This window comes from Xylophilus ampelinus (assembly GCF_003217575.1).
Classification (GTDB): Bacteria; Pseudomonadota; Gammaproteobacteria; order Burkholderiales; family Burkholderiaceae_C; genus Xylophilus; species Xylophilus ampelinus.
This window is the reverse complement of the sequence record NZ_QJTC01000021.1, coordinates 50,735-74,940: the sequence shown is the minus strand read 5'-3', so window position 1 is coordinate 74,940 and position 24,206 is coordinate 50,735. Positions and strand designations below refer to the sequence as shown.

Below are 24,206 nucleotides of genomic sequence, written 5' to 3'. Positions count from 1 at the left end.
TCGCCAAGGAAACCGCCAACCTCTCGCGCGCCCAGATCCTGCAGCAGGCAGGTACCGCGATGGTGGCGCAGGCCAACCAGCTGCCGCAGAGCGTGCTGTCGCTGCTGAAGGGCTGAGCGTCGGCCGGGCGGTGGGCGGTTTCGCGCATAAACTGCCCGCTGCGCGTCCTCCGGTGCGCTGAACCGCAAAACCACAATTCCACCGTTCGGGAGAAACCATGCCCACGCCCACCATCGACCATTTCATCGACAACTTCCTCATGGCGGTGGACTTCCAGGACCCGGTCGAGGTCACCGCCGAGACGGAACTGCGCAGCCTGCCCGAATGGGACTCGCTGGCAGCGCTGGCCACCATCGTTCTTTTCGATACGGAATACAACAAGCAGATCGTGGGCGACGACATCAAGAACGCCACCACGGTCGGCGACCTGTACGCGCTGCTCGGCTGAATCATGGGTCTGTCCACCCTGCATAACGTCCGTTTCGCGGGCATGGCGACAGCGGTGCCCAAGCGGATTTATCACAACGTCGAGGATGCTCCGCCCAAGATCCGGGCCGACCGGGAACGGCTGGCGCGCAACATCGGGATCTGGACACGGCGTTATTGCCCGAAATGGCAGACGTTTTCCGACCTCGCCTTCGAAGCCACAGAGAAGCTGCTGGTCGAACTGAAGTGGGACAAGTCGGAGATCGACGCGCTGGTCGTCGTCACCCAGTCCCCGGATTACCTGATCCCCTCGACGGCCATCATCCTGCAGGACCGCCTGCAGCTGCCACAGACAACCATCGCTTTCGATGTGAACCTCGGCTGCTCGGGCTATCCTTTCGGGCTGCATCTGCTCGGCAGCATGATCGCTGCCGGATCGGTCAAAAAGGCGCTGCTGCTGGTAGGCGACCGCTCCTTCAACGAGCATGCCCCCCTGTTTTCCGATGCGGGAACGGCCACTGCGCTGGAGTTCGATTCGACCGCACCTCCCATGTATTTCGATCTGAACAGCGATGGATCAGGCTACAAGGCCATCATGAAACCCGTGGGCGGCGACCGCGAACCCTGGTCGCACGTCCATTCGATGCCTACCGGACGCAACGAGGAAACAGGCCAGTACACCTTGCCGGGAGACCTGATCCTGGATGGATCGGCGGTCCTGGTGTTCTCGACCCGCAATATTCCGCCCGCCGTCGAAAAGACCCTCGACTACGCGCGCATGTCGAAGGACGAGATCGACTACTTCGTATTCCACCAGGCGAACAGGATGATCAACGAGACGATCCGCAAGAAGCTCGGCCTGCCCGAGGAAAAAGTGCCCAGTACGCTTCATGATTTCGGCAATACGAGCGGTGCGTCCTTGCCGGTCACGATGACCGTGCGCCTGCACGAAACCCTAGCGAAGAAAAAGCACCGCCTGCTGCTGAGCGGCTTCGGCATAGGCCTGTCATGGGGAACCTGCATTCTCGATGTCGAGAATGCCGTGCTTCCCGCACTGATCGAATCATGAGCGTTGCACCCCATCCGTTTTCACTGCAAGGCAAACGGGTTCTGGTCACGGGTGCTTCATCGGGGTTGGGACGCGCCATTGCCATCGGCGCCGCGGCAGAGGGAGCCGAAGTCGTACTGACCGGCCGTGATGCTGGCCGGCTGCAGGAGACGCGCGAGGCCATGTCCGGCGAAGGGCATCTCTGCGTGCCTGCCGATCTCACGGAAGCCGAGCAACGCAATGCGTTGGTGCGCCAGACCGGAACCATCCACGGCCTCGTGCACTGCGCGGGAATCGCCGCCGTTCGACTGCTGCGCCAGGTCGACCAGAAGTTCATCGACCAGGACTTCGGAATCAACTTCGATGCACCCATTCTGCTGACGCAAAGACTGCTGGCCAGCCGGCAGATCGCCCAGGGCGGCTCCATCGTTTTCATCGGCTCCATCGCGGCCCACATCGGTACGCTGGCTTCCAGCATTTATTCCGCGAGCAAGGGTGCCTTGAAGCCGGCGGGCCGTGCACTGGCGTTGGAGCTCGGCCCCAAGCAGAAAATCCGGGTCAATTACGTGGCCGTCAGCTATGTCGAGACGCCCATGCTCGTCCGGCTCGCGGAGCAGGGCATGGGCAGCAGCATGGAAGTCCATACCGAGCCTCCGCTCGGCAAGGGTACGCCCCAGGACGTCGCCAACAGCGCCGTCTTCCTGCTGGCAGACGCGTCCCGCTGGATCACCCGCGCCACGCTCTATGTCGATGGCGGCCTCACCTGTCAGATAAGCGCGCAATGAACGTGGCTTCCCCTTTTTCCCTGAGCGGCAAACGCATTCTTGTCACGGGAGCATCTTCCGGACTCGGCAGGCAGATCGCCATCGTATGCGCTGCCAGTGGGGCACAGATGGTCATCTGCGGCAGAAATTCGGACCGTCTGCAGGAATCCCTGTCACAGCTGGCAGGCGAAGGCCATGTCACGATCACCGGCGACCTCACCGATGACGCCGTCATTGCCTCCACCGTGGAAAGTGCAGGTTCGATCGACGGTGTCGTGCACTGCACAGGCATTTCAATTCCGATGCCGGCCCGCATGGCCCGGCGGGAGTTCGTGGAGCGCCTCTACAACATCAACGTGTTCACGCCGCAGCTGCTGACCAACCAGCTGCTGGCAAGGAACAAGATCAATCGCAACGGCTCCATTCTGTTCATGTCCTCCAGCGCCGCCGTACGTGGCGTGCACGGAACGAGCATCTACGCAGGTACCAAGGCGGCCCTGATCGCGGCGGCTCGCTGCATTGCCCTGGAAACCGCCAAGCGCGGCATCCGCGTGAATTGCCTGGCTCCAGATCTGGTCGAAACTCCCATGCTCTACGGATCCGGTGCGAACATGCCGACAGACCAGTGGCTGGAGGAACAACGGGCCATCCACCCATTAGGACTGGGTACACCCGACGATGTCGCGAACGCGGCCGTCTTCTTTCTTTCCCCCGCCAGCCGCTGGATCACAGGAACTACGCTGATCATGGATGGAGGAATCACACATTGACCGCTGCCATGCAGTCTGGACTTCTGGAGCCACGTTTCTACACCGACCCGCAGCACCGGATGCTCGAACTCGAGACCCTGTTCAGCGAATCCTGGCTGTTCGCAGGATTGAGGCTCGAACTGCAGGGCCGCTCGCATATGGGCGTGCAGCCGGGCAAATCCGCATTGTTGCTCCAGATCGACGACAAGGACCGGCCACGTGCCTTCCTCAACGTTTGCTCGCATCGTCATGCGCAACTGTGCGAACCGGGCAGGCATGAAGGCGTAGTGCGTTGTCCATACCACGGTTGGGTCTATGACCGGCAAGGCGTTCCAGTCGGCATTCCCTCCAAGCAGTGCTTTCCCCACGTCGTGGCCGATCCGGTCCAGCACCGTCTGAGCGAATTCGCCTGCGAGGCCGTGGGCCAATTCATCTTCGTGCGCCTGTCTCCGCACGGGATCGGCCTGCACGAATATCTGGGAAATCAACGCGAATTCCTCGAACGTGCCAGCGTAGGTATGGCGGACGTGCAAGATGAGTTCCGAGAAGACGTGCCCGCGAACTGGAAGGTTGCGATCGAGAACGCGCTGGAGGGCTACCACGTGCCCGCCGTGCACAACAAGACATTCATGCAGGTCGACGGGATGAGCAAGGAAGCAGCAGCGCCGGCGTTCTTCCTGGACGACCCGCGGCACTCGCACCTGGAACATGCCGCCAATGCCGAATGGGTGAGCAGCTTCGGCCGCATGGAAAAGAAGATCGGCCGATGGCCCTGGCGCTTCGAGCACTATACCCACCACCTCGTCTTTCCCAACCTCACGGTGACCTCGTTCATGGGCTACAGCTTCCACATCCAGCGCTTCGATCCCGCTGCGCCGGAAACCACCAGCGTCCATTCCCGGACGGTCGGCGTCGAGTTCGCCGATGCCACCGAGATGGGCCGCAAGATGATGGAGCGCATCCACGACGATGGCCATGCCTTCACACGCAAGGTCTTCGCCGAAGATGGCGGCATCTGCGCCAAGGTGCAGGCAGGTTTGCGCAACGCGCAACGGCTGGCGGTGCTGGGCGAAGGCATCGAAGATCGTGTACTGCACTTCCAGCGCGCGTATGCAGCGGCTATGAGATGAAGAAACTCATCATCATTGGCGCAGGCGGATTCGGGCGCGAGGTTTTGATGATGGCGGTCGACAACCCTTGCAATGGCGCCGATTGGGCCATCAAGGGCTTTCTCGACAATCGCCCTGACATCCTCGACGGGTTCCAGCAGGATGCAAACGAGGTTCCCTACGCCATGGACTATTCCGAGGAGAAGCGCGCGCGCTATCGGCGGGATTACCCCATCGTGGGCGACCCCCTGACCTATGAGCCAGAGGAAGACGATGTTTTCCTCTGCGCACTGGGTGATCCCGCTCAGCGGCAGAAATACGCCGAGCCCCTGCTGGCTAAAGGCGCCGCGTTCGTCCGCCTGGTGCATCCGCTCGCAGTGGTTTCTGCCTTTGCCAGTGTCGGGCTGGGCAGCATCGTTGGCGCCTACGTCAGTCTCTCTCCCGACTGTCATATTGGCCAGCACGTCACCGTCAGCTACGGCGCTGTGTTGGGGCACGATACCAAAGTCGAGAATTGGGCGGAGATCGGCACGCATTGCCTGATCGGCGGCAATGTCAAGATCGGCCGCGCCGCTCGCGTCTATCCGGGCGCGATCATCACCCCGAAGGCGCACATCGGCGAACACGCCGTGGTCGCCGCGGGCAGCGTCGTTTTTAAATCTGTCAAAGCGAATACCACGGTGATGGGAAATCCCGCACGGGTATTCGATTGGCGATAAGGACTTTTATGTCTCTCGGTCTCAGCGAACATGATTTGGGCGACGCTGCCACGCAAAAAGCACGGGAAAAGCTGGTCGAGGTCGTCGAACTTTGCCGGAATGATCGCTATGCATTCTTCCCGGATGCCGCGATCGGAATGGTCACCGGCCCGACGCCGCTGCGCGTGGTGGTGTTCAGCACCCGCGGACCGGATTGCGGTCATCATGTCGAACAGATTTCGGCTGCAGCCCGGCTCAAGGGCGGCCATATCGAGGCACTGGTGCATGACACCAGCGATACCGAGAACCGCGGCCATCCAGCCTTGGCGGCCTACAAACAGATCACGCTGGAAGCGTTTTTTAGCAATACGGCGGCTTTCGCCGGCTGCCTGATCGTCGACCGTACCAGCACTTGGTATCCAGCCGTCCGCTACAAGACCCGGCTCAAGCAGGCCGGCTTCAACGTACTGCGACAGGAGCAGTTCCTGAATGCGCCCGGCCTGGAGACCAGTGGGGGCTTCTACCGCGAACACGCCGACGTGATGCTGGATCGGTTCGAGGAATTCCTGGCGCTGGAAAGGCTGTGGGGCGACGCCCACTCGCGCCAGACCTACTACTACGCGTTGGCATCGTTCATCAGCATGAACTACCAATATTTCGCCTTCCATTGCGGAGACTACGCGCAAAGATATTTTGCGCCGGATATCGATCTGAAACTGGGACCCGACACGGTCTATGCCGACTGCGGTTCCCACGATGGAAAGGAAATTCTTATCTTTTCCGACAGGGTCCAGCACCGGTTCAAAGCCGTGCATGCATTCGAACCTGATCGCCGGAACTTCGTTCTGTTGTCAGACACCGTCAACCGCCACATCGCACAGCACGGCGCCCTGCCGATCTACTGCCATGAATTGGGCGTTTTCGATCGCGACGGCTACCTGCAGGCCGAAGGCCATGGCACGCAGGTGGTCATCACGGAAAAGGCGGAAACGGCCGGTTCGGGGCTGCATGTGTGCAAGCTGGACAACATGCTCGACGACCTCGGACACCTGCGCCTGGAAATAGAAGGCGCGGAATTGGCCGCCTTGCACGGCGCGCGCCAACTCATCCTCGAGCACCGCCCCACCATGACGGTGTCGGTCTACCACAAGGCCACCGACTTCCTGGAACTGCCGCGTTTTATCGAAGAGACCGGCCTGGACTATCAACTCTCCCTGCGCCATCAATCGCTGGAACCCGGCGTGCTCTGCATGTACGCGGTGTGAGAAAAACATAGTCATGCAGCCCCTGCTCAAACCCTTCCACTACACCGATGGCGACTGGTTCACGCAAGAGCAGTCCCGTCTTTTCGGTCGTGTATGGCTGCTTGCGGCGGTCAAGCCGATGTTGGCCAAACACCGGGACTACCGCACGCTGGCGCTGGCAGGCAAACAGCTCGTGCTGCAAAACCATGATGGCGTCATCCGTGCGTTCAGCAACATCTGTCGCCATCGCATGGCCCGCATACAGAACGAAGAGTTCGGCAACCGCGCGCTGGTATGCCCTTACCACCATTGGGCCTACGACGAGTGCGGCAAGCTGATCCACACCCACCGCGACCCCTCGGTATTCGGCTTCACATCCGAGGAAACCGCCGACATCCGCCTGCCGCAATATGCGGTGAAAACCATCGGCAATCTGGTGTTCGTCAACATGAGTGACGACCCTATGCCGATAGAAGAACAGTTCGACGACCACACGCGGGAACTGCTGGAACGCTACACCGCGGAGATGGACAGCAGCTTCATCTATACCCGCTACGACGGCGCCTTCAACTGGAAAACCGGCATGGAGAACATCAAAGACGCGCTGCATGTCCCCTGCCTGCACAAATCGACTTTCCCTACCTACTTCCGTGTGGACGTCACCGGCGACGAAGCGCTTCGCGGTCGCGACAGTCGCTATCAGCCACACGACGCCAGCCTGCGGCAAGCGACCTCCAGCGGCGGCCTCCGTTTCGCCCAGGGTGGCGGCACGCCTGCCCACGAGTGGAAGCGGCTGGTGCGTCGCCTGGACAGCCAGGGCCACTACCTGACGTTCCATCTTTTTCCTAATGTCAATCTGATGATCGTGGACGGCAGTTCGTTTGCCATCCAGGTTTACAACCCACTCGCTGCGGGGCGAACCGAAATGCAGATGATGGTGGCATTGACCAGGCCCGTGGACGATTTCTCGTACAAGCCGGTCGTGCTCTGGGAACATCTGGTCAGCGACATGACCGTATTGCAGGAAGACATCGACTGCCTGGAAGCCTTGCAAGTCGGGATGGCATCCACGCAAGACATCGGTTTCATCCCTGGTGCCTACGAAACTGGCATCCTGGATTTTCAGGCGGCGTATCTAAGGCAGATGCAGGTTGCGGAGAAAGAGCCGTGAAGAAATTGTGGCTCTTCCATACAGGTGGCGACCTTAAACAGATACGGCACGAAATCGTGCGGGATGCGCAGTACGAAATAGCCGGCGTGCATCTGCTGGAGAAGGGTGGAGATGACATGCCATCGCCCCCGATAAAAGCCCTCCTCGCACAAGCGCGCCAAGATGGCGATGCCTGCTTCGTCATCGGCGACGCGCGGCTGCTCAATCAATCCCGCCTCGCGGCGTACATGGCGATAAAAGCCGCGGGGGGCCGGATCATCCCGCTGAAAGCATCCAGTGCATCTATCGCGGATGGCGTCAGACTTCGCGAAAATGTCTGGGTCGACCATGCCGCACGGGTGTTGCCCGGTGTCAGCATGGGCGCAAACACCTGGATCATGCACAACAGCGAATTGGGCACCCACTGCAAGGTCGGCAGCTCCTGCTGGATAGGGCCGCATTGCCAGATTTCCGAACGCGCGACACTGGGCAAGAATTGCACACTGGGGCATGGTACCGTCATCGGCCCGGATGTCGTGCTGCCAGACTGGAGCACCATCGGCAGCAACGTCACCATCACGCACTCCCCCCATACCACGCTGTTCATCGACTCACGCTTTCGGGCGCCGGTCCACATTTTTAATTCATAAAGCGGCATGATTTCATAATCATTCTCCGAAAATTCGGCATATCGAATGCGAATTCAGTTCGCATTCGATCCATAAAAACACCGGCGCATATATTTTTACGCTCGTCCAAACCTCGAGTGCAGAAGTAAATTCGGCTGCCGGTTTTTATATTCCGTGATCAACTGACAAAGAAACGAACCATGAAAACCGACATCGATGACCTCAGAAAGAAAGTGGTTCAAGCTGCATCAGCGCATGGTGATGCCCATCGGAAAATCGAAGGCCTTGCCGAGCGCCCGGTTTTCCTCATGGCACCCACCTCGATCATTGGCGGGTTGTTCGGCAAACAAGTGGCAGCCGCGACGCGGGTGGTCGCCGCGATAGACGACATTTCGACCGAACCGGTGGTTCATGGAGCGCCGCGCTGGACAAGCGCAGAATTTTTGGAGCGCGCCAGGCAATACCCCAATGCCGTCGCCATTGATTTTTCCGGCGGCCCCTACGTGCGGTGGATGGTCACCCGTCTTTGCGAGGAAGCGGGCAGGATGGAGCGGCAGGATTTTGCCATGGTGGCGGGGCAACTCAAGCTTGGGGCTGTCTATGAAACGTGCGATTTATATCGTGAACGCACTTTGGCACGCTTGGACGAATTTCTCGCTGTCGCGGATCGATTCACCGACGATTTCAGCCGGGCAACTTTGTATTCCAATCTATTGTTCCGCCTGACTTACGATCGCGATCATTTGCTGCCAGTATGGAACCCTTACGATGAATATTTTTCGAAACACGATCTAGGTCAGACAACCACTTTCAAGCCGGGGCTGAACGAGCATTTTGTGGATTGCGGCGCACACCAAGGCACGATCATTCACAGGCTGCTGGGAGCAACGGGAGGGCGCTACAAAAGCATCACCGCTTTCGAACCGGATCGCCTCAACTTCGAAAAACTCAAGAGTCTGGCGCCGGTGCCTTTGGCCAATTATTACCTCATCAACAAAGCGGTTTCCAATAAGCACGAAGAGCTTCGATTCGTCGAAACCGGCACGATGTCGAGTTACGTTTCCACCGAGGGCAACACCATCGTCGAAACCACCACGATGGACGACGAGGTCGAGCAAGCCACCTTCCTCAAACTTGATATCGAGGGCTTCGAGAGCAAGGCATTGCAAGGTGCCACCCGATTGCTGGCGCAGCGACCGCGCGTGGCAGTTTGCGTATACCACCTCGCACACGATTTGCTGGATGTGCTGAACGTGCTGGACAAAAAGGTCGAGAACTATCACTACAAACTGCGCCAACATTACGCGGGCTGGTATTACGACTTGGTCTTGTATGGTTCGCCGGTCGATGGAGTCAATGCGCCGTCATGGGCCGCTTGAACGCCACGCACTCCTTGAATTGGCCCGATCGTCCGGGCGCCCCGTCATTGCGAAACGCGTGTTGTCTGGCTAAACACCATCGGCATCGGATATCGCGCTGCAGGATAGGTCGGTCATCGACCGATGTATTCTCATCGATGGTCGGCGACCATCAGCTTCCTCAATCTCCGGTGCGCGCCCCTGTATCCGTTTGGCAGGACCGTGCGCTCAAGGATTCACTACGGAGGCCATCAATCCCACGATCTTCTGGTTAAGTTCTTCGCGCATCCCAGGGTAAAACGGGAGCCCCAGCATGTCCGCAGCGATGTCGTCCGCAGTCGCCGTCGGCAACAGCACACAACGCTCCGTAATCGCCAGCATGGTTCCAAGCAAGGGCTGGTACCATTGCCGGGTACCGACACCCGCAGCCGCACACCGCGCTTCGACCTCGGCACGCAAGGCGGCCGAAGGCAAGCGTACGCACAACATGGTGGGCGCAGCCTGCGGTTGCGCGAGTGCCTGCCAGCGCAGGAGGCCTCCACACGCCGCATTGAGCTCGGCCCGCTGGGACGCATGCAGTTTGCCACGCAACGCAGCACGCTCCTCCCACACCTCCAACGATGCAAGGGCCACGGCCGCATGGAACTCGCTCATCTTGGCATTGGTACCCACGCTGGCCAGGCAACCGACCGGCATGTCGGAGTCGGGATCCAGGTTGATGCCGAAGTTGGACAGTTGGCGGACCTTGTGCACCAAGGCGGCATCGGTGGAGACGACGAAACCGCCCTCCCCTGCCGGCAAGGATTTCGTGGCATGCAGGCTGAAGACGGCGGTGCCGGTGCTTCCCGCCAGCCACTGGCTGCCGTAAGCACCCGCGGCATCCACGATGACCGGTACGCCATGCGCCTGCTCGAAACGGTTCCAGCCGCGCATGTCTTGCGGCGCCCCGAAAGAAGCGACAGGCATCACCACGTCGAAGGGCGTGGTGCGCAATGTCTCTTGCGCGATATCGGGTGTCAGCAGCCAGGTGTGCGGGTCCACGTCGGCAATGACCGGCACATGCCCGATACGCAGGACGGCCGTGGCCGTGGCCACGAATGTCAGGGCCGGCAGGAGCACGCGCAACGGCCGGGGCCGGTCGACCGTCGCCAGGGCCAGCTCCAGTCCCAGGGTCGCATTGGATACCGTGGTCACGCTGACCGACGGTCCGCCCGGCGCTTGGAAGCGCTCGGCCAGACGCGCTTCCAGTTCGCAGACCAGCGGACCGAAGTTGGAGTAGTGGCGGCTTGCATGGATACGCGCCAGATAAGGCACCAACACTTCCGGTGCAGGCATGTCGGGCACGAGCAGCGGAATGGCAGAAACAGGACGCATGAACTGGAAGTCTAGACGTGTAGAGGGCAAGATTCCAGCGGCCTACGACAAAGTGGCGGCAGTACCGCCTTGCACGTCGAGCGACAGTGGCGTACCGCCCAAGTAGTCCACCCACATGCAGCGAAACGCCTGCTCGAGTTCGGCGGTGCGCACTGCGTAGTTCATCAGGGGGCTGGATCGCAGCTTGTCACGGCACGATCCTCTGTGCGCCCGCAGCGCCTGGGCATCGTCCATCAACTCCAGCGCCTTGGCTACATAGGCATTCTCCCCCTGTACGACCAGGTCGCCGAAGCCCAGGCCCTGCAGCGTGCGCGCACTGGCGGCGTCTATGCCGCGTACCGCATCCAGCGCCACCACGGGCAGACCCATCCAAAGCGCATGCAGGGTCGTGGTTCCACCGGAGATCGGCGCGGTATCGAGTGCCACGTCTGCGATGTGGCCCAATTCCATGAACTGCTCCAGCGGCTGCTGGTGCAGCACGAACACACGGTCGAGAGGCATTCCGGCGGCCTGGATGCGATGCTGCATAGCGTCCTGGGCGGCTTCGGCGGTCTGTTCCTTCACCATGACGATCAGCCGGGCGTCGGGACGCGCCTCGAGGATGCGCGTCCAAAGCAGCAGCATTTCGTGCGTGACCTTGACCGAGTTGTTCAGCGAGATCAAGGTCGGGTAGCCGTGCTCCAGCATCGGCGGATCGTCGCGCAGAGGCGCATAGGGCGGCGGCGCATAGCTGGCCATGCAGCCGAGCCGGAACAGCTTCTCGCTGTAGAACCGCTCGCTGCCGAGGGGGCAGATGCCGTAGTCCGTCAGCCGGTAGTCCATCGCCTTCATGCCGAGCGTGTTCATGAAGCCCAGCCATGTCACCTGTACCGGTGCCGCGCGGCGTGCGAACGTCAGGAGCCGATGCCCGAGCGTGTGTCCCGACAGATCGACCAGCACGTCGATGCGCAGCGCCCGGATGTATTCGCACAGTTCGTCGTCGGCCAGGTCGGCGACGTTGTGCCAGTGCGGTACGTGTTGTTGCAGCAGGGGCGTCAGGTCGTCGGCGCGTCCGCTGGAAAAGACATGCACGTCCACTTCCTGCGGCCGATGCTGCTGCAGCACCGGCAGCATGAAGAACGCGACGGAATGCCGGCGGAAGTCGGCCGTGACGTATCCCACGCGCAGGACACGGCGAGGGTCCCGATCCAGCACCTTCAGCGGCTTGGCCGTCCGCGTCAGCGGATCGGCGATGCGCCGGCCCCAGTCGCAGAACACCGCACGGGTCCGAGCGGGATCCTTGTCGAGGCTGCTGAGGATCCAGGCGCGCAGCACCCAGACGGTCGAATCGTTGCTTTGCCGGGCGGCGCGCTCGATCGAGGCCCGCGCCTGCTCCATGCGTCCGAGGTTGAAATCCGCATAGGCCTTCAGGTACAGCGCCTGAACCGAACGAGGGTCCAGTTCCAGCGCGGTATCCAGCGCTTCGATGCCGCGCTGCCAGTGCAGGCCCGTCAACAGGATGGTCGCCACGCGTATCCACGATGGCACATGGCGTGGGTCGTGCGACAGGGCATGGGTGTACTTGACGAGCGCCTCGGACAGCTCCTGGCGCCTTTCGTGCTCCTGCGCCTCGGCGATCGCACGGTCGAATTCGTGCCCGGCCTCGCGCATGGCGACCGCGGACATTCCCGGGCTAGATGGATGAGCGTCGGTCAATGGGTGGCCTTTTTCACGAAACGGAAGTGTGTCGGTGTGAGCGGGACATGATGGTCGAATCTACCGGCCAAAGTCATCGCTTTTCATACGCGCGGAAATCCGGACGTAAGTTAGCATTCAGATACACAAACTCCGGCCCCCCGTCGCGTTCTCGCCGCGACGCTGCCTCGCAGGCCCCCTCTCCATGCTCGTCATCATCGGTTACGTCGTCTGTCTCGCCTGCATCTTCGGCGTGTATGTCGCCCACGGCGGCAATATCGCTGTGATCCTGCATGCGCTGCCGTTCGAGATCATCACCATCCTGGGCGGTGCCCTGGGCGCGTTCGTGGTGAACAACCAGGGCAAGGTGCTGAAGGCGGTGCTGAAAACCCTGCCGCATGCGTTCAAGGGCTCCAAGTACACCAAGGCGCGCTACATGGAGCTGATGGCGATGCTCTATGACATTTTGCAGAAGGCCCGCAAAGACGGTCTGATGGCGATAGAGAGCGATGTGGAGAACCCCGAGGAATCGGAAATCTTCAAGAAATATCCGGCGGTGGGCACCGACCACCACGTGATCGAGTTCACCACCGACTACCTGCGCATGATGGTGTCGGGCAACCTCAATTCGCACGAGATCGAGTCCCTGATGGACAGCGAGATCGAGACGCACCACCAGGAAGCGCACGCGCCGGTGGCCGCCTTGGCCCGGCTGGCGGGCGCGCTGCCGGCCTTCGGCATAGTGGCGGCCGTGCTGGGCGTGGTGAACACCATGGGTTCGGTGGGCCAGCCGCCGTCGGTGCTGGGCGGCATGATCGGCTCGGCGCTGGTGGGAACCTTCCTGGGCATTCTTCTTGCCTATGGTGTGGTGGAGCCGCTGGCCGGCCTGCTGGACCAGAAGGCCGAGGACGGCAGCAAGGAGCTTCAGTGCATCAAGACCACACTGCTGGCCAGTATGCAGGGCTACAACCCCACCACTGCGATCGAATTCGGTCGCAAGGTGCTGTTCTCCGACGTGCGGCCGAGTTTCGCCGAGCTGGAAAGCCACGTGAAGGGCAAGAAGTAGGCGGGTTTCCCCATGGCAGACAAGAAACTCCAACCGATCATCGTCAAGCGGATCAAGAAGCAGGGCCACGCGGCCCACGGCGGCGCGTGGAAGATCGCCTATGCCGATTTCGTGACCGCGATGATGGCGTTCTTCTTGCTGATGTGGCTGCTGGGCTCCACCGCCAAGGGCGAGCTCCAGGGCATAGCCGCGTACTTCAACTCGCCGCTCCAGGTGGCGATGGCCGGCGGCAACGGCGCGGGCAACAGCTCCAGCATCATCCCGGGCGGCGGCAACGATCTCTCCAAGGTGCACGGCCAGGTGCGACGGTCGGACTCCGACGCCGATAAGAAATCGCGCATATCGCCCGAGGCGGCTAAGGCCGAGGTCGCCAAGCAGGACGCCAAGCGCATGCAGGCGCTGCAGGCCAAGATCGAATCGCTGATCACCGAAAGCCCCAAGCTCAAGGAATACAAGTCGCAGATCCGGATGGAGATCACGCCCGACGGGCTGCAGATCCAGATCGTCGACGACCAGAACCGGCCGATGTTCGACAGCGGCAGTGCCCTGGTGAAGCCCTACATGCGCGACATCCTGCGCGAGGTGGGCGCCGCGCTCAACAACGTCGAGAACCGGGTGAGCCTGGCCGGCCACACCGACGCCTCGCCCTACGGCAACGGCGACCGGGGCTACAGCAACTGGGAACTCTCGGCCGACCGGGCCAACGCCTCCCGCCGTGAACTGGTGGCCGCCGGCATGCCCGATGCCAAGCTGGTGCGGGTGGTAGGCCTGGCCGCCAGCGACCTGATGGAGCCCGACAAGCCCAATGCACCGATCAACCGGCGCATCAGCATCACCGTGATGACCCGCGAGGCGGAAAGCCGTCTGTTGGGGAACGGCCACAAAAGCACACCCGCGGCCGCCGAGATCGCAGACGTGATCCAGGAAGCCGACCGCTTCGTTGCACCGGTGCCCGTGCAGGGCTTACCATCCGCCGCACCTCCTGTCGCCGCGGTGGCCGACGCTGCACGCCCGGCCGATGCGGCGGCAACGCCGCGCGCGCCTGCGCCCTCATCGGCACCGCCCGCACGCTAGCATCGGCAAGACCCGTCGATTTACCAACAACACTTTCCTCCCTACCGAAAGGGTTTTCCGTGGCCACTGCCCTGCGCTTTCTGATCGTCGACGATTTTTCGACCATGCGGCGAATCGTCCGCAATCTGCTCAAGGAGAGCGGCTTTTCCGACGCCGACGAGGCCGAGGACGGCGTTGCAGCGCTCAACAAGCTGCGCAACGGACGCTTCGACTTCGTGGTGACCGACATCAACATGCCCAATATGAACGGTTTCGAACTGCTCAAGCAGATCAAGGCCGACGACAAGTTGAAGCACCTCCCGGTGCTGATGGTGACCGCCGAGGCCCGCAAGGAAGACATCGTGGCCGCCGCGCAGGGCGGTGCGGCCGGCTACATCGTCAAGCCGTTCACCAAGGCAACGCTGGAGGACAAGGTTCTCAACATTCTGAAGAAGACGGGACTGGCGGTATGAGCCCCGACGATGCCGAGAGCACGGGCGCGGCCCCGGCCGACGTACACACCAAGATTGGCCAGCTGACCCGGCAGCTGCACGACTCGCTCAATGCGCTGGGCTACGCCGAGAAGCTGCGCGACAGCGTGGGCGAGCTGCCCGACGCCAAGAGCCGGCTCTCCTATATCGCCCGGCTGACCGGCGAAGCCGCCGAGAAGGTGCTCAACCGGGTCGACCAGGCCAAGACCCAGCACGCCTACATCGCCGACGAGACCCGTCGCATGGTGACCGAACTGGTCAAGGACCCGGTCGCGGCGGTGGCCACCGGCCAGATCATGAACTTCCTGACCGACATGGAGCGGGTCACCAAGGAAGCCGACGACCATCTGACCGAGATCATGATGGCGCAGGACTTCCACGACCTGACCGGCCAGGTGATCGCCCGGGTGGTGAGTCTGGCCGCCACCATCGAAGACCAACTGGTGCAGCTGCTGATCCAGACCGCCCCACCGGGCAGCGCGCCCCCCGCTGCTGCCGCTGCCGCCACCGCTGCGACGGCTGCCGCCGCCACCGCTGCCGCCGCCACCGCCACCGCGGTCGACGACGGCGAGCTGCCGCCTATGCCCCCGGTGCCCACGCCCAAGCTGCAGGGCCCGGTGGTCGATCCCGAGAACGCCTCCGACGTGGTCACCAACCAGTCGGAAGTCGACGACCTGCTGGCCAGTCTGGGCTTCTGACGCACCTGCGCCGGGGCTGCTGGCGCTCCTGGGCGGCGCCGCTGCACGGGCGACCGAGCCGCTGCCCGATCTGCTGGAGATCGGCGGCGAGACTGTGCCGGTAGAGGCGCTGCCGACGGCGGGCCGCCGCGGTGCCGGCTGGCTGGATTTGCCGCCCTCCCACCTGCTGCGCGACATGGCGCATACCGAGCGTCGCGCCGCGCTGGGCGGCCCGCGCGCGTATACCGGGTGGGCGGCCGCCGCCTGTGGCTGATGCGGCTGCGCCGCTGCGACGGCGCCACCGAGGCCGACAACCGCAACAGCCCGGCCGTCCCCGGCATGTCGCCCGGCGCCCGCCGCGCCCTGCCCTGCCGGCCGACCGGCGGTGCCTCATGACCCGGCGGCACCGCGGGAGGCGGCACCGGAACCCCGGGCCTGCATGAACAAGGACGGCGAAGCCCGGCTTATCGGCCTTTAGGAACGGCGCGGGATTCCGACAATGGGCGGCACCCCACACCGCCATGAGCTCCAGCCAAGACCGCCAACTACCCGCCACGGAGCACAAGCTCCAGCAAGCCCGCAAGGACGGGCAGGCCGCCCGCTCGCGCGACTTGTCACACCTGGCGGTGCTGGGCGCCGGTGCAGTCGCGGTGCTGCTCCTGATGCCGATCGTGTTCGACCGCCTGAAGCTCGGCCTGGGCCGGCAGCTGGCCTTCAACGCGGTGACGCTGCAGGACCCGGGCACCATGCTCAACCGCATGCAGGACTTCGCGGTGCTGGGCCTGCTGGTCGCGATGGCCTTCGCCGTGTCGGTCGGTGGCGCCGCGCTGCTGAGCACCGTGGCCGCCGGCGGCTGGGTGACCAGCCTGAAGCCGCTGACGCCCGACGTCGGCCGGCTCAACCCCTTGAAGGGCATCGGCAACCTGTTCAGCAAGCAGCAACTGGTCAACGTCGGCAAGCTGGTCTTCATGACCGCGGTGCTCGGCTGCGTCGGCTGGTTCTACCTGAAGGACAGCATCCAGAAGGTCGCCAGCCTGATGCTGCAGCCCTCCAACCTGGCGCTGCACGACCTGGGCCAGTGGTTGGTCTCGGGCGTGTCGCTGCTGCTGCTGGTGGTCTTCGCCGCGGCGATCGTCGACGTGCCGCTGCAGGCCTTCTTCCACCGCTCGCGCCTGAAGATGAGCCACGAGGAAGTCAAGCAGGAGCACAAGAACAGCGAAGGCAGCGCCGAGGTCAAGAGCCGCATCCGCCAGCTGCAGCGCGAAGTGGCGCAGAGAAAGAGCATCGGCAACGTGCCGAAGGCCGACTTCGTGCTGATGAACCCGACCCACTACGCGGTGGCGCTCAAGTACGACGAGAAGACGATGGCCGCGCCCCAGGTGATCGCCAAGGGCGCCGACCTGCTGGCGATGCGGATCCGCGAAGTGGCCAAGAGCCATGATATTCCGGTGCTGCAGTCGCCGATGCTCGCCCGGGCGCTGTACGCCCATGCCGAGCTGGAGCAGGGCATTCCCTCCACCTTGTACGCCGCCGTGGCCCAGGTGCTGGCCTATGTCTACCGCCTGAAGGCCGCGCTGCGCGGCGAGGGCGCGATGCCGACCGCAGAGCCGCGCCCCGAGCCGCTGGTGCCGCCCGAGCTCGATCCGCACCACAAGCCCGCCGCCGCCGCATCCGCCGGCGACGGCACCCCGGTCGCCCCGGTGGCACCGCTCTCGTCGCCGGGAAGGATTGACCGATGAACGCTACTCTCGGCAACGCCCGCAACTGGCTGGGCAAGAACGCCGCGATGATCCAGGGCATCGCGGCGCCGCTGTTCGTGGTGATGATCCTCGCCATGATGGTCCTGCCGATGCCGACCTGGCTGCTGGACGTCTTCTTCACCATCAACATCGCCGTCGCGCTGATGGTGATGATGGTGGCGGCCTACATGGTCAAGCCGCTCGATTTCATCGCATTCCCGTCGGTGCTGCTGCTGACCACGCTGATGCGGCTCTCGCTCAACGTCGCCTCCACCAGGGTGGTGCTGCTCGAAGGCCACACCGGTGCGGGCGCGGCCGGCGCGGTGATCGAGGCCTTCGGCCACTTCCTGATCGGCGGCAACTTCGCGGTCGGCCTGATAGTGTTCGCGATCCTGGTGGTGATCAACTTCGTGGTGGTGACCAAGGGTGCCGAGCGGATCGCCGAGGTGTCGGCCCGCTTCACGCTGGATGCGATGCCCGGCAAGCAGATGGCGGTCGACGCCGACCTGAACGCCGGCTTGATCGACGAGGCTACCGCCCGCAAGCGCCGCGCCGAAGTGGGCGAGGAAGCCAACTTCTTCGGCGCGATGGACGGAGCCAGCAAGTTCGTGCGCGGCGACGCGATCGCCGGCATCCTGATCCTGTTGATCAACATCGTCGGCGGCTTCGCCATCGGCATGATCCAGCACAACCTGTCGGCCGGCCAGGCCGCCGACAGCTACATCCTGCTGGCCGTCGGCGACGCGCTGGTGGCGCAGATCCCGGGCCTCCTGATTTCGGTCGCCGCGGCGATGGTGATCTCCCGCGTCGGCAAGGAGCAGGACGTGGGCGGCCAAATCATCGGCCAGCTCTTCAACTCGCCCAAGGTGTTGGGCCTGACCGCCGGCATCCTGATCCTGCTGGGCCTGATCCCCGGCATGCCGCACCTGGTGTTCCTGGGCGTGGGCGGCGTCGTGGCCTGGATGACCTGGCGCCTGCACAAGCGCCCACCGCCGCCCGATCCGGCCGCAGCCGCCGCCGCGGCCCCCCCGCCCGACGGCGAAGCCAGCTGGGACGACCTGCAGCCGGTCGACCTGCTGGGCCTGGAGCTGGGCTACCGCCTGATCACCCTGGTCGACAAGAACCGCCAGGGCGACCTGCTGACCCGCATCAAGGGGGTGCGCCGCAAGTTCGCGCAGGAAGTCGGCTTCCTGCCGCCGGCCGTCCACGTGCGCGACAACCTGGAGTTGAAGCCCAGCGGATACCGCATCACCCTGCGCGGAGTGGTCATGGGCGACGGCGAAGCCTTCCCCGGCATGTTCCTGGCGATCAACCCCGGCGGCATCACCACCCCCCTGATCGGCACCGCCACCACCGACCCCGCCTTCGGCCTGCCCGCCCACTGGATCGACGAACGCCAGAAGGAAGCGGCACAAATGGCGGGTTTTACCGTCGTTGATTCAGAAACCGTGATGGCCACGCATCTCTCACACTTGATGCAAGTGCAGGCCGCGAAGTTGCTGAGCCGCACCGAGACCCAGCAGCTCGTCGAACACGTGGCGAAGCTGGCCCCCAAGCTGATCGAGGAAGTGGTTCCGAAAATGGTGTCCATCGCCGTGTTCCAGAAGGTTCTCCAGCTGCTGCTGGAAGAGTCGGTGCACATCCGCGACATCCGCACCATCGTCGAGACCCTCGCAGAACACGCCGGCGGCGTGCAGGACCCGGCCGAGCTGGCCCGCCGTGTGCGCGTCGCCCTGGCCCCGGCCATCGTCCAGCAGATCTACGGCCCGATCCGCGAGCTGGCGGTGATCGCCATCGAGCCGGGCCTGGAGCGGCTGCTGGTACAGGCCCTCGGCAACGCCGCCGGCCCCGCGCTCGACCCGGGCGTGGCCGACGTGCTGACCCGCTCCGCCGCCGAAGTGGCCCTGAAGCAGGAAGAGCTGGGCCTGCCCGCCTGCCTGCTGGTGCCCGACGTCATCCGCTCCGCCATCGCCCGCCTGGTGCGGCGCGTGGCCCCCCGACTGCAGGTGCTCGCTCACAGCGAGATCCCTGAGACCCACACGATCCGCATCGGTCCCATCCTCCGAGGTGCTTGAGCATGAACATCCAACGTTTCCACGCCGCCACGTCCCGCGAAGCCCTGGCCAAGGCCCGCGCCGCCTTCGGCGACGGCACGCTGATCCTCTCGAACCGCCCGACGGCGACCGGGGTGGAGGTGGTGGCCACGGCCGAGGATGCCCTCTCCGCGCTCGACCAGGAGCCGCTGGCCGCCGCCGCGCCGGCCGCCGCCTCGCCCTCGCCGCTGCAGGCCCGCGCCGCCGCCCAGATCGACAAGCCCCTGGCCAAGGCCAAGCCCAAGCCCACGCCCAAGCCGGCAGCCCGCAACTTGGTGCAGGAAGATACCGAACAGCTCGCGATGAGCACCCTATCGTTCCAGGACTATGTGCGCGAGCGTATGCTGCGCCGCCGCCACGAGGCCCTCAACGGCCAAGCCGACGGCCTGCGCACCGACGAAGCCCTGGCCGACATACCCGCCGCGCCGGCCCCGGCACCTGCCGTCGCCGCTCCGGTCGCCCCTATTACCGTGCGCCCGGCTGCCGCTCCCGCCCGTCCCGCGCCGGCCCGCCAGGTGCAGCACCAATTCGAGGCTCCGTCCCCCCGCGCCCGCGCATCCGCACCGGTGATGGCCTCGGCCCCGGCCCCGGCCCCGGCCCCGTCGCAGCAGGGCATCGTCGACGAGCTGCAGGCGATGAAGGAACTGATCGAAGACCGGTTCAACACCCTCTCCTGGCTCGGTCAGGCGCGCCAGGACCCGATCCAGTCGAACCTGATGTTGAAGCTGATCCGCGCCGGCTACTCGCCCGCACTGGCCCGCGCCGTGCTGGAGCGCATGCCGCCCGACGCCGATGCCGGCGAAGCCGTGCGCTGGCTGATGGACGTGCTGGAGCGCAACCTGCGCACCGACGCCGAAGCCCGCCCGCTGGCCGAGGAAGGCGGCATCTTCGCGCTGGTCGGCGCCACCGGCGTCGGCAAGACCACCACCGCCGCCAAGCTGGCCGCCCAGTGCGCCCGGCTCTACGGCCCCGCCAGCGTCGGCCTGATCACGCTCGACACCTACCGCATCGCCGCCCACGAGCAGCTGCGCGCCTACGGCCGCATGCTGGGCGTCGTGGCCCACCTGGCCCACGACCGCGCCGCCCTGCAGGACCTGCTGGGCCTGCTGGCCGGCAAGAAGATGGTCCTGATCGACACCACCGGCGTGGCGCCGCGCGACCCGCGCAAGCGCGACATGCTCGACGTGCTGGACCTGCCCGGCGTGCAGCGCCTGATGGTACTGAACGCCGGCGGCCACGGCGACACGCTCGACGACGTCGTCACCTCGTTCAAGACCAGCGGCGCCCAGCAGGCGATCCTGTCGAAGACCGACGAGGCGGTGAAGCTCGGCCCCGCGGTCGACGCCCTGATCCGCCACCAGCTGGTGCTGCGCGGCGTGGCCAACGGCCAGCGCGTGCCCGAGGACTGGGAAGAGGCCGATGCCGGCCAACTGGTGCGCGCCTCGATGCGCTCGCCCGCCAAGTCGGCCTTCGACCCGAAGGCGGCCGACCTGAGCTTCTTCTTCTCGCAGGCCTCGTCGTCTTCCGCGGTAGCGCTGTCCGACACCCGTGGCCGGAGCATGCTCCATGCTTGACGCCTTGCTGGACCAGGGAGCCGGCCTGCGGATGCAAACGCCCCATGCCGCCACCCGCCTGGCCGCGCTCGTCGCCCAGGGCGATGCCGATACCGAGCTGCCGCTGCTGTGGCAGATCTGCGCGGCGCTGCAGGCGCTCGGCTACCAGGTCGCGGTGCTGGACGGCACCAGCGCCGAACACCTGCATTCGCCCGGTCTGCTGCAGCTGCTCGACGGCAGCATCGGCGCCGACGACGATTTCGATCCCGCGTCCGCACCCTGCGGCCTATCGGTCTTCCCCGCCGCCCTCGGCCTGAAGGCGATGGCCGACGAGCACAACCTGCGCGCCGAGGATGCCCTGCGCTTGGCGCGCCTGTTGCGGCCGCACGACATCGTACTGCTGTACGCGCCGGCCGAGGTGGTCGCCCACTGGGCGGCCGACTGCGCCATCGCCCCGGTGCTGCCGGCCGCGCCCCTGCAGTCGGGCGTGCTGGCGGCCTACCGGTCGCTGCGCACCCTGCATGCGGCGGGCATCGCGCCGACGGTCGCCTCGGTCGTCACCCGCACCGGCATGGCCACCGCCGCCAGCGCCCAGGCGGCACGCGAGAACCTGGCCCGCTGCGCCGAGACCTGGCTGGGCCTGCAGATCGAAGTGCTGCGGGTGCGCGCGGTGCCGCTGGAAAGCGGCCTGCCCGCCGCGTCGGGCGACGTGCACCGGCTCGCGCTGCGGCTGATCGAAGGCGCGGCCACCCTCGCGGCGCACGCTTTGCCTTTCCCTGCGCCCGCCACAGGCGCACACTACGCGGCTGAACGTTTTGTCCGGAGTCATTGATGTACACCGCCAAAGGCCAACTCGACCGCGAGGCCATGATCCGCCAGTACGTGCCGCTGGTGCGTCGGTTGGCGCACCACATGATCGCGAAGCTGCCGCCCAACATCGAGATCGACGACCTGATCCAGGTCGGGATGATGGGCCTGGCCGAAGCGCTCTCGCGCTACGAGGCCAGCCAGGGCGTGCAGTTCGAGACCTTCGCCACCCAGCGGATCCGCGGCGCCATGATCGACGAGCTGCGCGAGGGCGACTGGATGAGCCGCGGCTCGCGCAAGAGCCAGAAGGACATCGAGCACGCGGTGCGCCGGCTGGAGCAGCGCCTGGGCCGCAGCCCGCTCGAATCCGAGATCGCCGCCGAGCTGGAAATGACGCTCACCGACTACCAGAGCCTGCTGGCCAAGGTGCGCGGCACCCAGCTGGTGTACCTGGAAGACATGGGCGCCGGCCAGGACGACGACAGTTTCCTCGACCGCCATGTGGCCGACAGCGACGCCGACCCGATGCAGCAGCTGCGCGACCAGCGCCTGCGCACCAGCCTGGTCGCCGCCATCGAGGGCCTGCCCGAGCGCGAGAAATTCATCATGAGCATGTACTACGACGACGACATGAACCTGAAGGAAATCGCCGCGGTGCTTGGCATCACCGAGTCTCGGGTGTGCCAGCTGCACAGCCAGTCGATCGCGCGCCTGCGGGCGCGGATGAGATCGCACTGACCTCCCCCAGGCCGCGCGCGTCTAGCCCATCGCCTCACTCGGAGGCCAACACCGGCGGACCGGCCAAGCCGGCTCCGCTGTGTTTCTGGGGGGTGGGAGTTGACAGGGCGGCTTTTTCTTGCTGTATCGTGCGTCGAGTGCTATAGTAGTTGCCTAGTCGGAAACGGCTACTACTTGGCGTCCAAAAGCGCCCCATACTACTATCGGTGCCAACCGCACCTCTACTTCGGTGCCCAAAAGCACCTTTAAAGAGCGCTTCTAGGCGCTCTTTTCACGTCTGCAATATGCAAAGAATCGCAGTTTTCATAGATGCCGGTTATTTTTGGGTGCAATTGTGCAAAACCATCACCGGCAGCTATGCTTCTCGTGGACAGGTAACGGTGGATTACGCCGCTCTTCGGAACCGGTTGCTGACGGAAGTGTCAAGCCAGTTTCCAGCAAGCGACCTTTTACGCGTTTACTGGTATGACGGCCCTGGCAACATGACCGGCACCAAAACAGCGTAACACCTGTCGATCGACGCGCTGGACGACTTCAAATTGCGTTTGGGCACGCGCAACATCCCAGGTCAACAAAAAGGCGTCGACGGCCTGATGATCGCCGACCTCATCAGCTTGACTCAGCAGAGGGCTATTAGCGCCGCGTTGCTTGTCTCAGGGGACGCAGATACTGCGCCTGGCGTGGTGGCCGCTCAAGGAATGGGCCTGCGGGTGCACCTGCTAAGTCTAGGCACTACTGCAGCTACTTCGCCATTGCTCGCCGCTGAGGTGGATATGAAGCGTTCCTGGGCTTTGGCGGACGTCGCGATGTTTGCCAGCCAAACTGCGGCCTCCGTCGTCGTGACGGCTCTCGCGCCGAGCGGAGTAACGGTGCAAGCCCCGGCCTCTCCCGTGGATTTTTCTGCGATTGCTCGTATCGCGCATACAAACATTACAAGCGGGCCACTGGCTGCATTGGTGGCAAGTTGGCCGCCCGGCACTTTTCAAATTCCAGCGGATATCGATCGGGCTCTTTTGTCAGATGCCAAGTCTCAACTCGGCAGAGCGCTTCACGATCGCGAAAAACCGCTGCTGCGAAATGAGTTTCGCGCATTGCGCGCCTAATTTCGCGACAGGCGGGCGGGATTCGCGATGTTTCCAGGAACCGATGCCTGAAAAATCGATGGCTGCGGCGGCGATTGCATCGCGCCGCTGGTGATCCACTGGCTATGGCTTTTTTGCCGCAGATCCTGCATCCCGTTTTTTTCAGCATCCCGGACTGCTTATGGCCAGCGCCTCGCTCGTCGGATTCAACTGCGAACTCAAACGAAATGGGGCTGTAGCCGGCATTCCGCGCCAACCTCCAGCTATCAAAATAATATCAGTCAGCCGAAGCGGCTGCGCATCGCACCGCCGGCGCCGTAGGTGACGGCTTTCTTGGCGGCGACGTCGGGGAGCAGGGAGGCGACGGCGCGGTCGACGATGGCCATGCGGCGGGCCATCTGGGTGCGATGCTGGGCGAGGGCCGTGCCGGCCTGGCGAACGCGGGCCTGAAGCGGGCTGCAGGCGGCGACGGCCTGGGCGGCGCCGGGAACGTCGAGGCAGCGGGAGAAGTCGGCAGCGGCGTTGCGCAGCGCGGTGGCTGCGGCCTGCAGGCCGTCGGGGTGACCGGACACCATTGCCTCGGCCATGGCGGCCAGCTGCACCTCGACCGGGGCCAGGCCTTGCGCCACGAAGGCCTGGAGGCGTTCGGCGGAAGGGGCGGCGGGCGTGGAGGCTGCGGTCATG

25 protein-coding genes are annotated in these 24,206 nt (G+C 64.2%); 22 read left to right on the top strand and 3 right to left on the bottom strand.

Annotated elements, in window-relative coordinates; genetic code table 11:
* From DFQ15_RS13345 to DFQ15_RS13295, 11 genes are all read left to right on the top strand, one after another.
* Positions 1-116, top strand: a 116-nt coding sequence (locus DFQ15_RS13345; protein WP_267896157.1) for a flagellin, incomplete at its 5' end; no start/stop codon positions are given.
* A gap of 101 nt (positions 117-217) precedes the next feature.
* Complete coding sequence (locus tag DFQ15_RS13340; protein ID WP_110466446.1) at positions 218-448, top strand: acyl carrier protein; 231 nt, start codon at positions 218-220, stop codon at positions 446-448.
* 3 nt (positions 449-451) lie between these two features.
* Positions 452-1,495 (top strand): ketoacyl-ACP synthase III, encoded by a 1,044-nt coding sequence (locus DFQ15_RS13335; RefSeq protein ID WP_110466445.1) that lies wholly within the window; start codon positions 452-454, stop codon positions 1,493-1,495.
* Positions 1,492-2,259, top strand: a complete 768-nt coding sequence (locus tag DFQ15_RS13330) for an SDR family NAD(P)-dependent oxidoreductase (RefSeq protein WP_110466444.1) — start codon at positions 1,492-1,494, stop codon at positions 2,257-2,259. Before DFQ15_RS13335 ends, DFQ15_RS13330 begins: the two co-directional genes overlap by 4 nt.
* Positions 2,256-3,008, top strand: coding sequence for an SDR family NAD(P)-dependent oxidoreductase (locus tag DFQ15_RS13325; RefSeq protein WP_110466443.1), 753 nt, complete (start codon positions 2,256-2,258; stop codon positions 3,006-3,008). The genes DFQ15_RS13330 and DFQ15_RS13325 overlap by 4 nt, the downstream gene beginning before the upstream one ends.
* A complete protein-coding gene (locus DFQ15_RS13320) occupies positions 3,005-4,117 on the top strand; it encodes an aromatic ring-hydroxylating oxygenase subunit alpha (RefSeq protein ID WP_233504507.1) in 1,113 nt (370 codons plus the stop codon). The genes DFQ15_RS13325 and DFQ15_RS13320 overlap by 4 nt, the downstream gene beginning before the upstream one ends.
* Positions 4,114-4,815: an acetyltransferase gene (locus DFQ15_RS13315; RefSeq protein WP_110466441.1), complete on the top strand. Its 702-nt coding sequence runs from the start codon at positions 4,114-4,116 to the stop codon at positions 4,813-4,815. The genes DFQ15_RS13320 and DFQ15_RS13315 overlap by 4 nt, the downstream gene beginning before the upstream one ends.
* A gap of 8 nt (positions 4,816-4,823) precedes the next feature.
* Entirely contained in the window at positions 4,824-6,059 is a 1,236-nt protein-coding gene (locus tag DFQ15_RS13310) for an FkbM family methyltransferase (protein WP_110466440.1), read from the top strand.
* Positions 6,060-6,072: 13 nt separating this feature from the next.
* Positions 6,073-7,209 (top strand): aromatic ring-hydroxylating oxygenase subunit alpha, encoded by a 1,137-nt coding sequence (locus tag DFQ15_RS13305; RefSeq protein WP_110466439.1) that lies wholly within the window; start codon positions 6,073-6,075, stop codon positions 7,207-7,209.
* On the top strand, positions 7,206-7,838 hold the full coding sequence (locus DFQ15_RS13300) for an LbetaH domain-containing protein (protein ID WP_110466438.1): 633 nt from the start codon (positions 7,206-7,208) through the stop codon (positions 7,836-7,838). The genes DFQ15_RS13305 and DFQ15_RS13300 overlap by 4 nt, the downstream gene beginning before the upstream one ends.
* A 179-nt stretch (positions 7,839-8,017) precedes the next feature.
* Positions 8,018-9,196: an FkbM family methyltransferase gene (locus tag DFQ15_RS13295; RefSeq protein WP_199399883.1), complete on the top strand. Its 1,179-nt coding sequence runs from the start codon at positions 8,018-8,020 to the stop codon at positions 9,194-9,196.
* Between the two features lie 207 nt (positions 9,197-9,403).
* Here the strand turns inward: DFQ15_RS13295 and DFQ15_RS13290 are convergent, their stop codons facing one another.
* Together DFQ15_RS13290 and DFQ15_RS13285 are read right to left on the bottom strand one after the other, a co-directional pair.
* Positions 9,404-10,549, bottom strand: coding sequence for a DegT/DnrJ/EryC1/StrS family aminotransferase (locus DFQ15_RS13290; RefSeq protein WP_110466436.1), 1,146 nt, complete (start codon positions 10,547-10,549; stop codon positions 9,404-9,406).
* 42 nt (positions 10,550-10,591) lie between these two features.
* Entirely contained in the window at positions 10,592-12,214 is a 1,623-nt protein-coding gene (locus DFQ15_RS13285; RefSeq protein WP_110466435.1) for an O-linked N-acetylglucosamine transferase, SPINDLY family protein, read from the bottom strand.
* Between the two features lie 214 nt (positions 12,215-12,428).
* Here DFQ15_RS13285 and motA point away from each other — a divergent pair, with 214 nt between their 5' ends.
* The 11 genes from motA (at position 12,429) to DFQ15_RS13235 (ending at position 23,543) form a co-directional block, all read left to right on the top strand.
* Complete coding sequence (gene motA, locus DFQ15_RS13280) at positions 12,429-13,289, top strand: flagellar motor stator protein MotA (protein ID WP_110466434.1); 861 nt, start codon at positions 12,429-12,431, stop codon at positions 13,287-13,289.
* A gap of 12 nt (positions 13,290-13,301) precedes the next feature.
* Positions 13,302-14,363, top strand: a complete 1,062-nt coding sequence (gene motB / locus DFQ15_RS13275; RefSeq protein ID WP_110466433.1) for a flagellar motor protein MotB — start codon at positions 13,302-13,304, stop codon at positions 14,361-14,363.
* A 59-nt stretch (positions 14,364-14,422) separates the two neighbouring features.
* Positions 14,423-14,815 carry a chemotaxis response regulator CheY gene (gene cheY / locus DFQ15_RS13270; RefSeq protein WP_110466432.1) on the top strand — a complete coding sequence of 131 codons (393 nt, stop codon included), beginning with the start codon at positions 14,423-14,425 and terminating at the stop codon, positions 14,813-14,815.
* On the top strand, positions 14,812-15,531 hold the full coding sequence (locus DFQ15_RS13265) for a protein phosphatase CheZ (protein WP_110466431.1): 720 nt from the start codon (positions 14,812-14,814) through the stop codon (positions 15,529-15,531). The genes cheY and DFQ15_RS13265 overlap by 4 nt, the downstream gene beginning before the upstream one ends.
* Positions 15,532-15,759: 228 nt before the next feature.
* On the top strand, positions 15,760-15,906 hold the full coding sequence (locus DFQ15_RS17465) for a hypothetical protein (protein WP_158529073.1): 147 nt from the start codon (positions 15,760-15,762) through the stop codon (positions 15,904-15,906).
* 125 nt (positions 15,907-16,031) lie between these two features.
* A complete protein-coding gene (locus tag DFQ15_RS13260; protein WP_110466430.1) occupies positions 16,032-17,249 on the top strand; it encodes an EscU/YscU/HrcU family type III secretion system export apparatus switch protein in 1,218 nt (405 codons plus the stop codon).
* A complete protein-coding gene (flhA, locus tag DFQ15_RS13255; protein WP_110466429.1) occupies positions 17,246-19,324 on the top strand; it encodes a flagellar biosynthesis protein FlhA in 2,079 nt (692 codons plus the stop codon). Before DFQ15_RS13260 ends, flhA begins: the two co-directional genes overlap by 4 nt.
* Before the next feature lie 2 nt (positions 19,325-19,326).
* Positions 19,327-20,916, top strand: coding sequence for a flagellar biosynthesis protein FlhF (flhF, locus tag DFQ15_RS13250; RefSeq protein ID WP_110466428.1), 1,590 nt, complete (start codon positions 19,327-19,329; stop codon positions 20,914-20,916).
* Complete coding sequence (locus tag DFQ15_RS13245; RefSeq protein ID WP_110466427.1) at positions 20,909-21,727, top strand: hypothetical protein; 819 nt, start codon at positions 20,909-20,911, stop codon at positions 21,725-21,727. Before flhF ends, DFQ15_RS13245 begins: the two co-directional genes overlap by 8 nt.
* Positions 21,727-22,440, top strand: coding sequence for an RNA polymerase sigma factor FliA (locus DFQ15_RS13240; RefSeq protein WP_110466426.1), 714 nt, complete (start codon positions 21,727-21,729; stop codon positions 22,438-22,440). Before DFQ15_RS13245 ends, DFQ15_RS13240 begins: the two co-directional genes overlap by 1 nt.
* A gap of 545 nt (positions 22,441-22,985) precedes the next feature.
* Positions 22,986-23,543, top strand: a complete 558-nt coding sequence (locus DFQ15_RS13235) for an NYN domain-containing protein (RefSeq protein ID WP_146228749.1) — start codon at positions 22,986-22,988, stop codon at positions 23,541-23,543.
* A gap of 260 nt (positions 23,544-23,803) precedes the next feature.
* Here DFQ15_RS13235 and DFQ15_RS13230 read toward each other — a convergent pair whose 3' ends face one another.
* Positions 23,804-24,205, bottom strand: coding sequence for a hypothetical protein (locus DFQ15_RS13230; protein ID WP_110466424.1), 402 nt, complete (start codon positions 24,203-24,205; stop codon positions 23,804-23,806).
* Position 24,206: the final 1 nt, after the last annotated feature.

What these genes read in the sequence shown, in the direction of transcription:
- DFQ15_RS13340 (WP_110466446.1), top strand. Translation starts at nt 218, where the DNA reads ATGCCCACGCCCACCATCGACCATTTCATCGACAACTTCCTCATGGCG.
- DFQ15_RS13335 (WP_110466445.1), top strand. Translation starts at nt 452, where the DNA reads ATGGGTCTGTCCACCCTGCATAACGTCCGTTTCGCGGGCATGGCGACA.
- DFQ15_RS13330 (WP_110466444.1), top strand. Translation starts at nt 1,492, where the DNA reads ATGAGCGTTGCACCCCATCCGTTTTCACTGCAAGGCAAACGGGTTCTG.
- DFQ15_RS13325 (WP_110466443.1), top strand. Translation starts at nt 2,256, where the DNA reads ATGAACGTGGCTTCCCCTTTTTCCCTGAGCGGCAAACGCATTCTTGTC.
- DFQ15_RS13315 (WP_110466441.1), top strand. Translation starts at nt 4,114, where the DNA reads ATGAAGAAACTCATCATCATTGGCGCAGGCGGATTCGGGCGCGAGGTT.
- DFQ15_RS13310 (WP_110466440.1), top strand. Translation starts at nt 4,824, where the DNA reads ATGTCTCTCGGTCTCAGCGAACATGATTTGGGCGACGCTGCCACGCAA.
- DFQ15_RS13305 (WP_110466439.1), top strand. Translation starts at nt 6,073, where the DNA reads ATGCAGCCCCTGCTCAAACCCTTCCACTACACCGATGGCGACTGGTTC.
- DFQ15_RS13295 (WP_199399883.1), top strand. Translation starts at nt 8,018, where the DNA reads ATGAAAACCGACATCGATGACCTCAGAAAGAAAGTGGTTCAAGCTGCA.
- DFQ15_RS13290 (WP_110466436.1), bottom strand. Translation starts at nt 10,549, where the DNA reads ATGCGTCCTGTTTCTGCCATTCCGCTGCTCGTGCCCGACATGCCTGCA.
- DFQ15_RS13285 (WP_110466435.1), bottom strand. Translation starts at nt 12,214, where the DNA reads ATGTCCGCGGTCGCCATGCGCGAGGCCGGGCACGAATTCGACCGTGCG.
- motA (WP_110466434.1), top strand. Translation starts at nt 12,429, where the DNA reads ATGCTCGTCATCATCGGTTACGTCGTCTGTCTCGCCTGCATCTTCGGC.
- motB (WP_110466433.1), top strand. Translation starts at nt 13,302, where the DNA reads ATGGCAGACAAGAAACTCCAACCGATCATCGTCAAGCGGATCAAGAAG.
- DFQ15_RS13265 (WP_110466431.1), top strand. Translation starts at nt 14,812, where the DNA reads ATGAGCCCCGACGATGCCGAGAGCACGGGCGCGGCCCCGGCCGACGTA.
- DFQ15_RS13260 (WP_110466430.1), top strand. Translation starts at nt 16,032, where the DNA reads ATGAGCTCCAGCCAAGACCGCCAACTACCCGCCACGGAGCACAAGCTC.
- flhA (WP_110466429.1), top strand. Translation starts at nt 17,246, where the DNA reads ATGAACGCTACTCTCGGCAACGCCCGCAACTGGCTGGGCAAGAACGCC.
- flhF (WP_110466428.1), top strand. Translation starts at nt 19,327, where the DNA reads ATGAACATCCAACGTTTCCACGCCGCCACGTCCCGCGAAGCCCTGGCC.
- DFQ15_RS13245 (WP_110466427.1), top strand. Translation starts at nt 20,909, where the DNA reads ATGCTTGACGCCTTGCTGGACCAGGGAGCCGGCCTGCGGATGCAAACG.
- DFQ15_RS13240 (WP_110466426.1), top strand. Translation starts at nt 21,727, where the DNA reads ATGTACACCGCCAAAGGCCAACTCGACCGCGAGGCCATGATCCGCCAG.
- DFQ15_RS13230 (WP_110466424.1), bottom strand. Translation starts at nt 24,205, where the DNA reads ATGACCGCAGCCTCCACGCCCGCCGCCCCTTCCGCCGAACGCCTCCAG.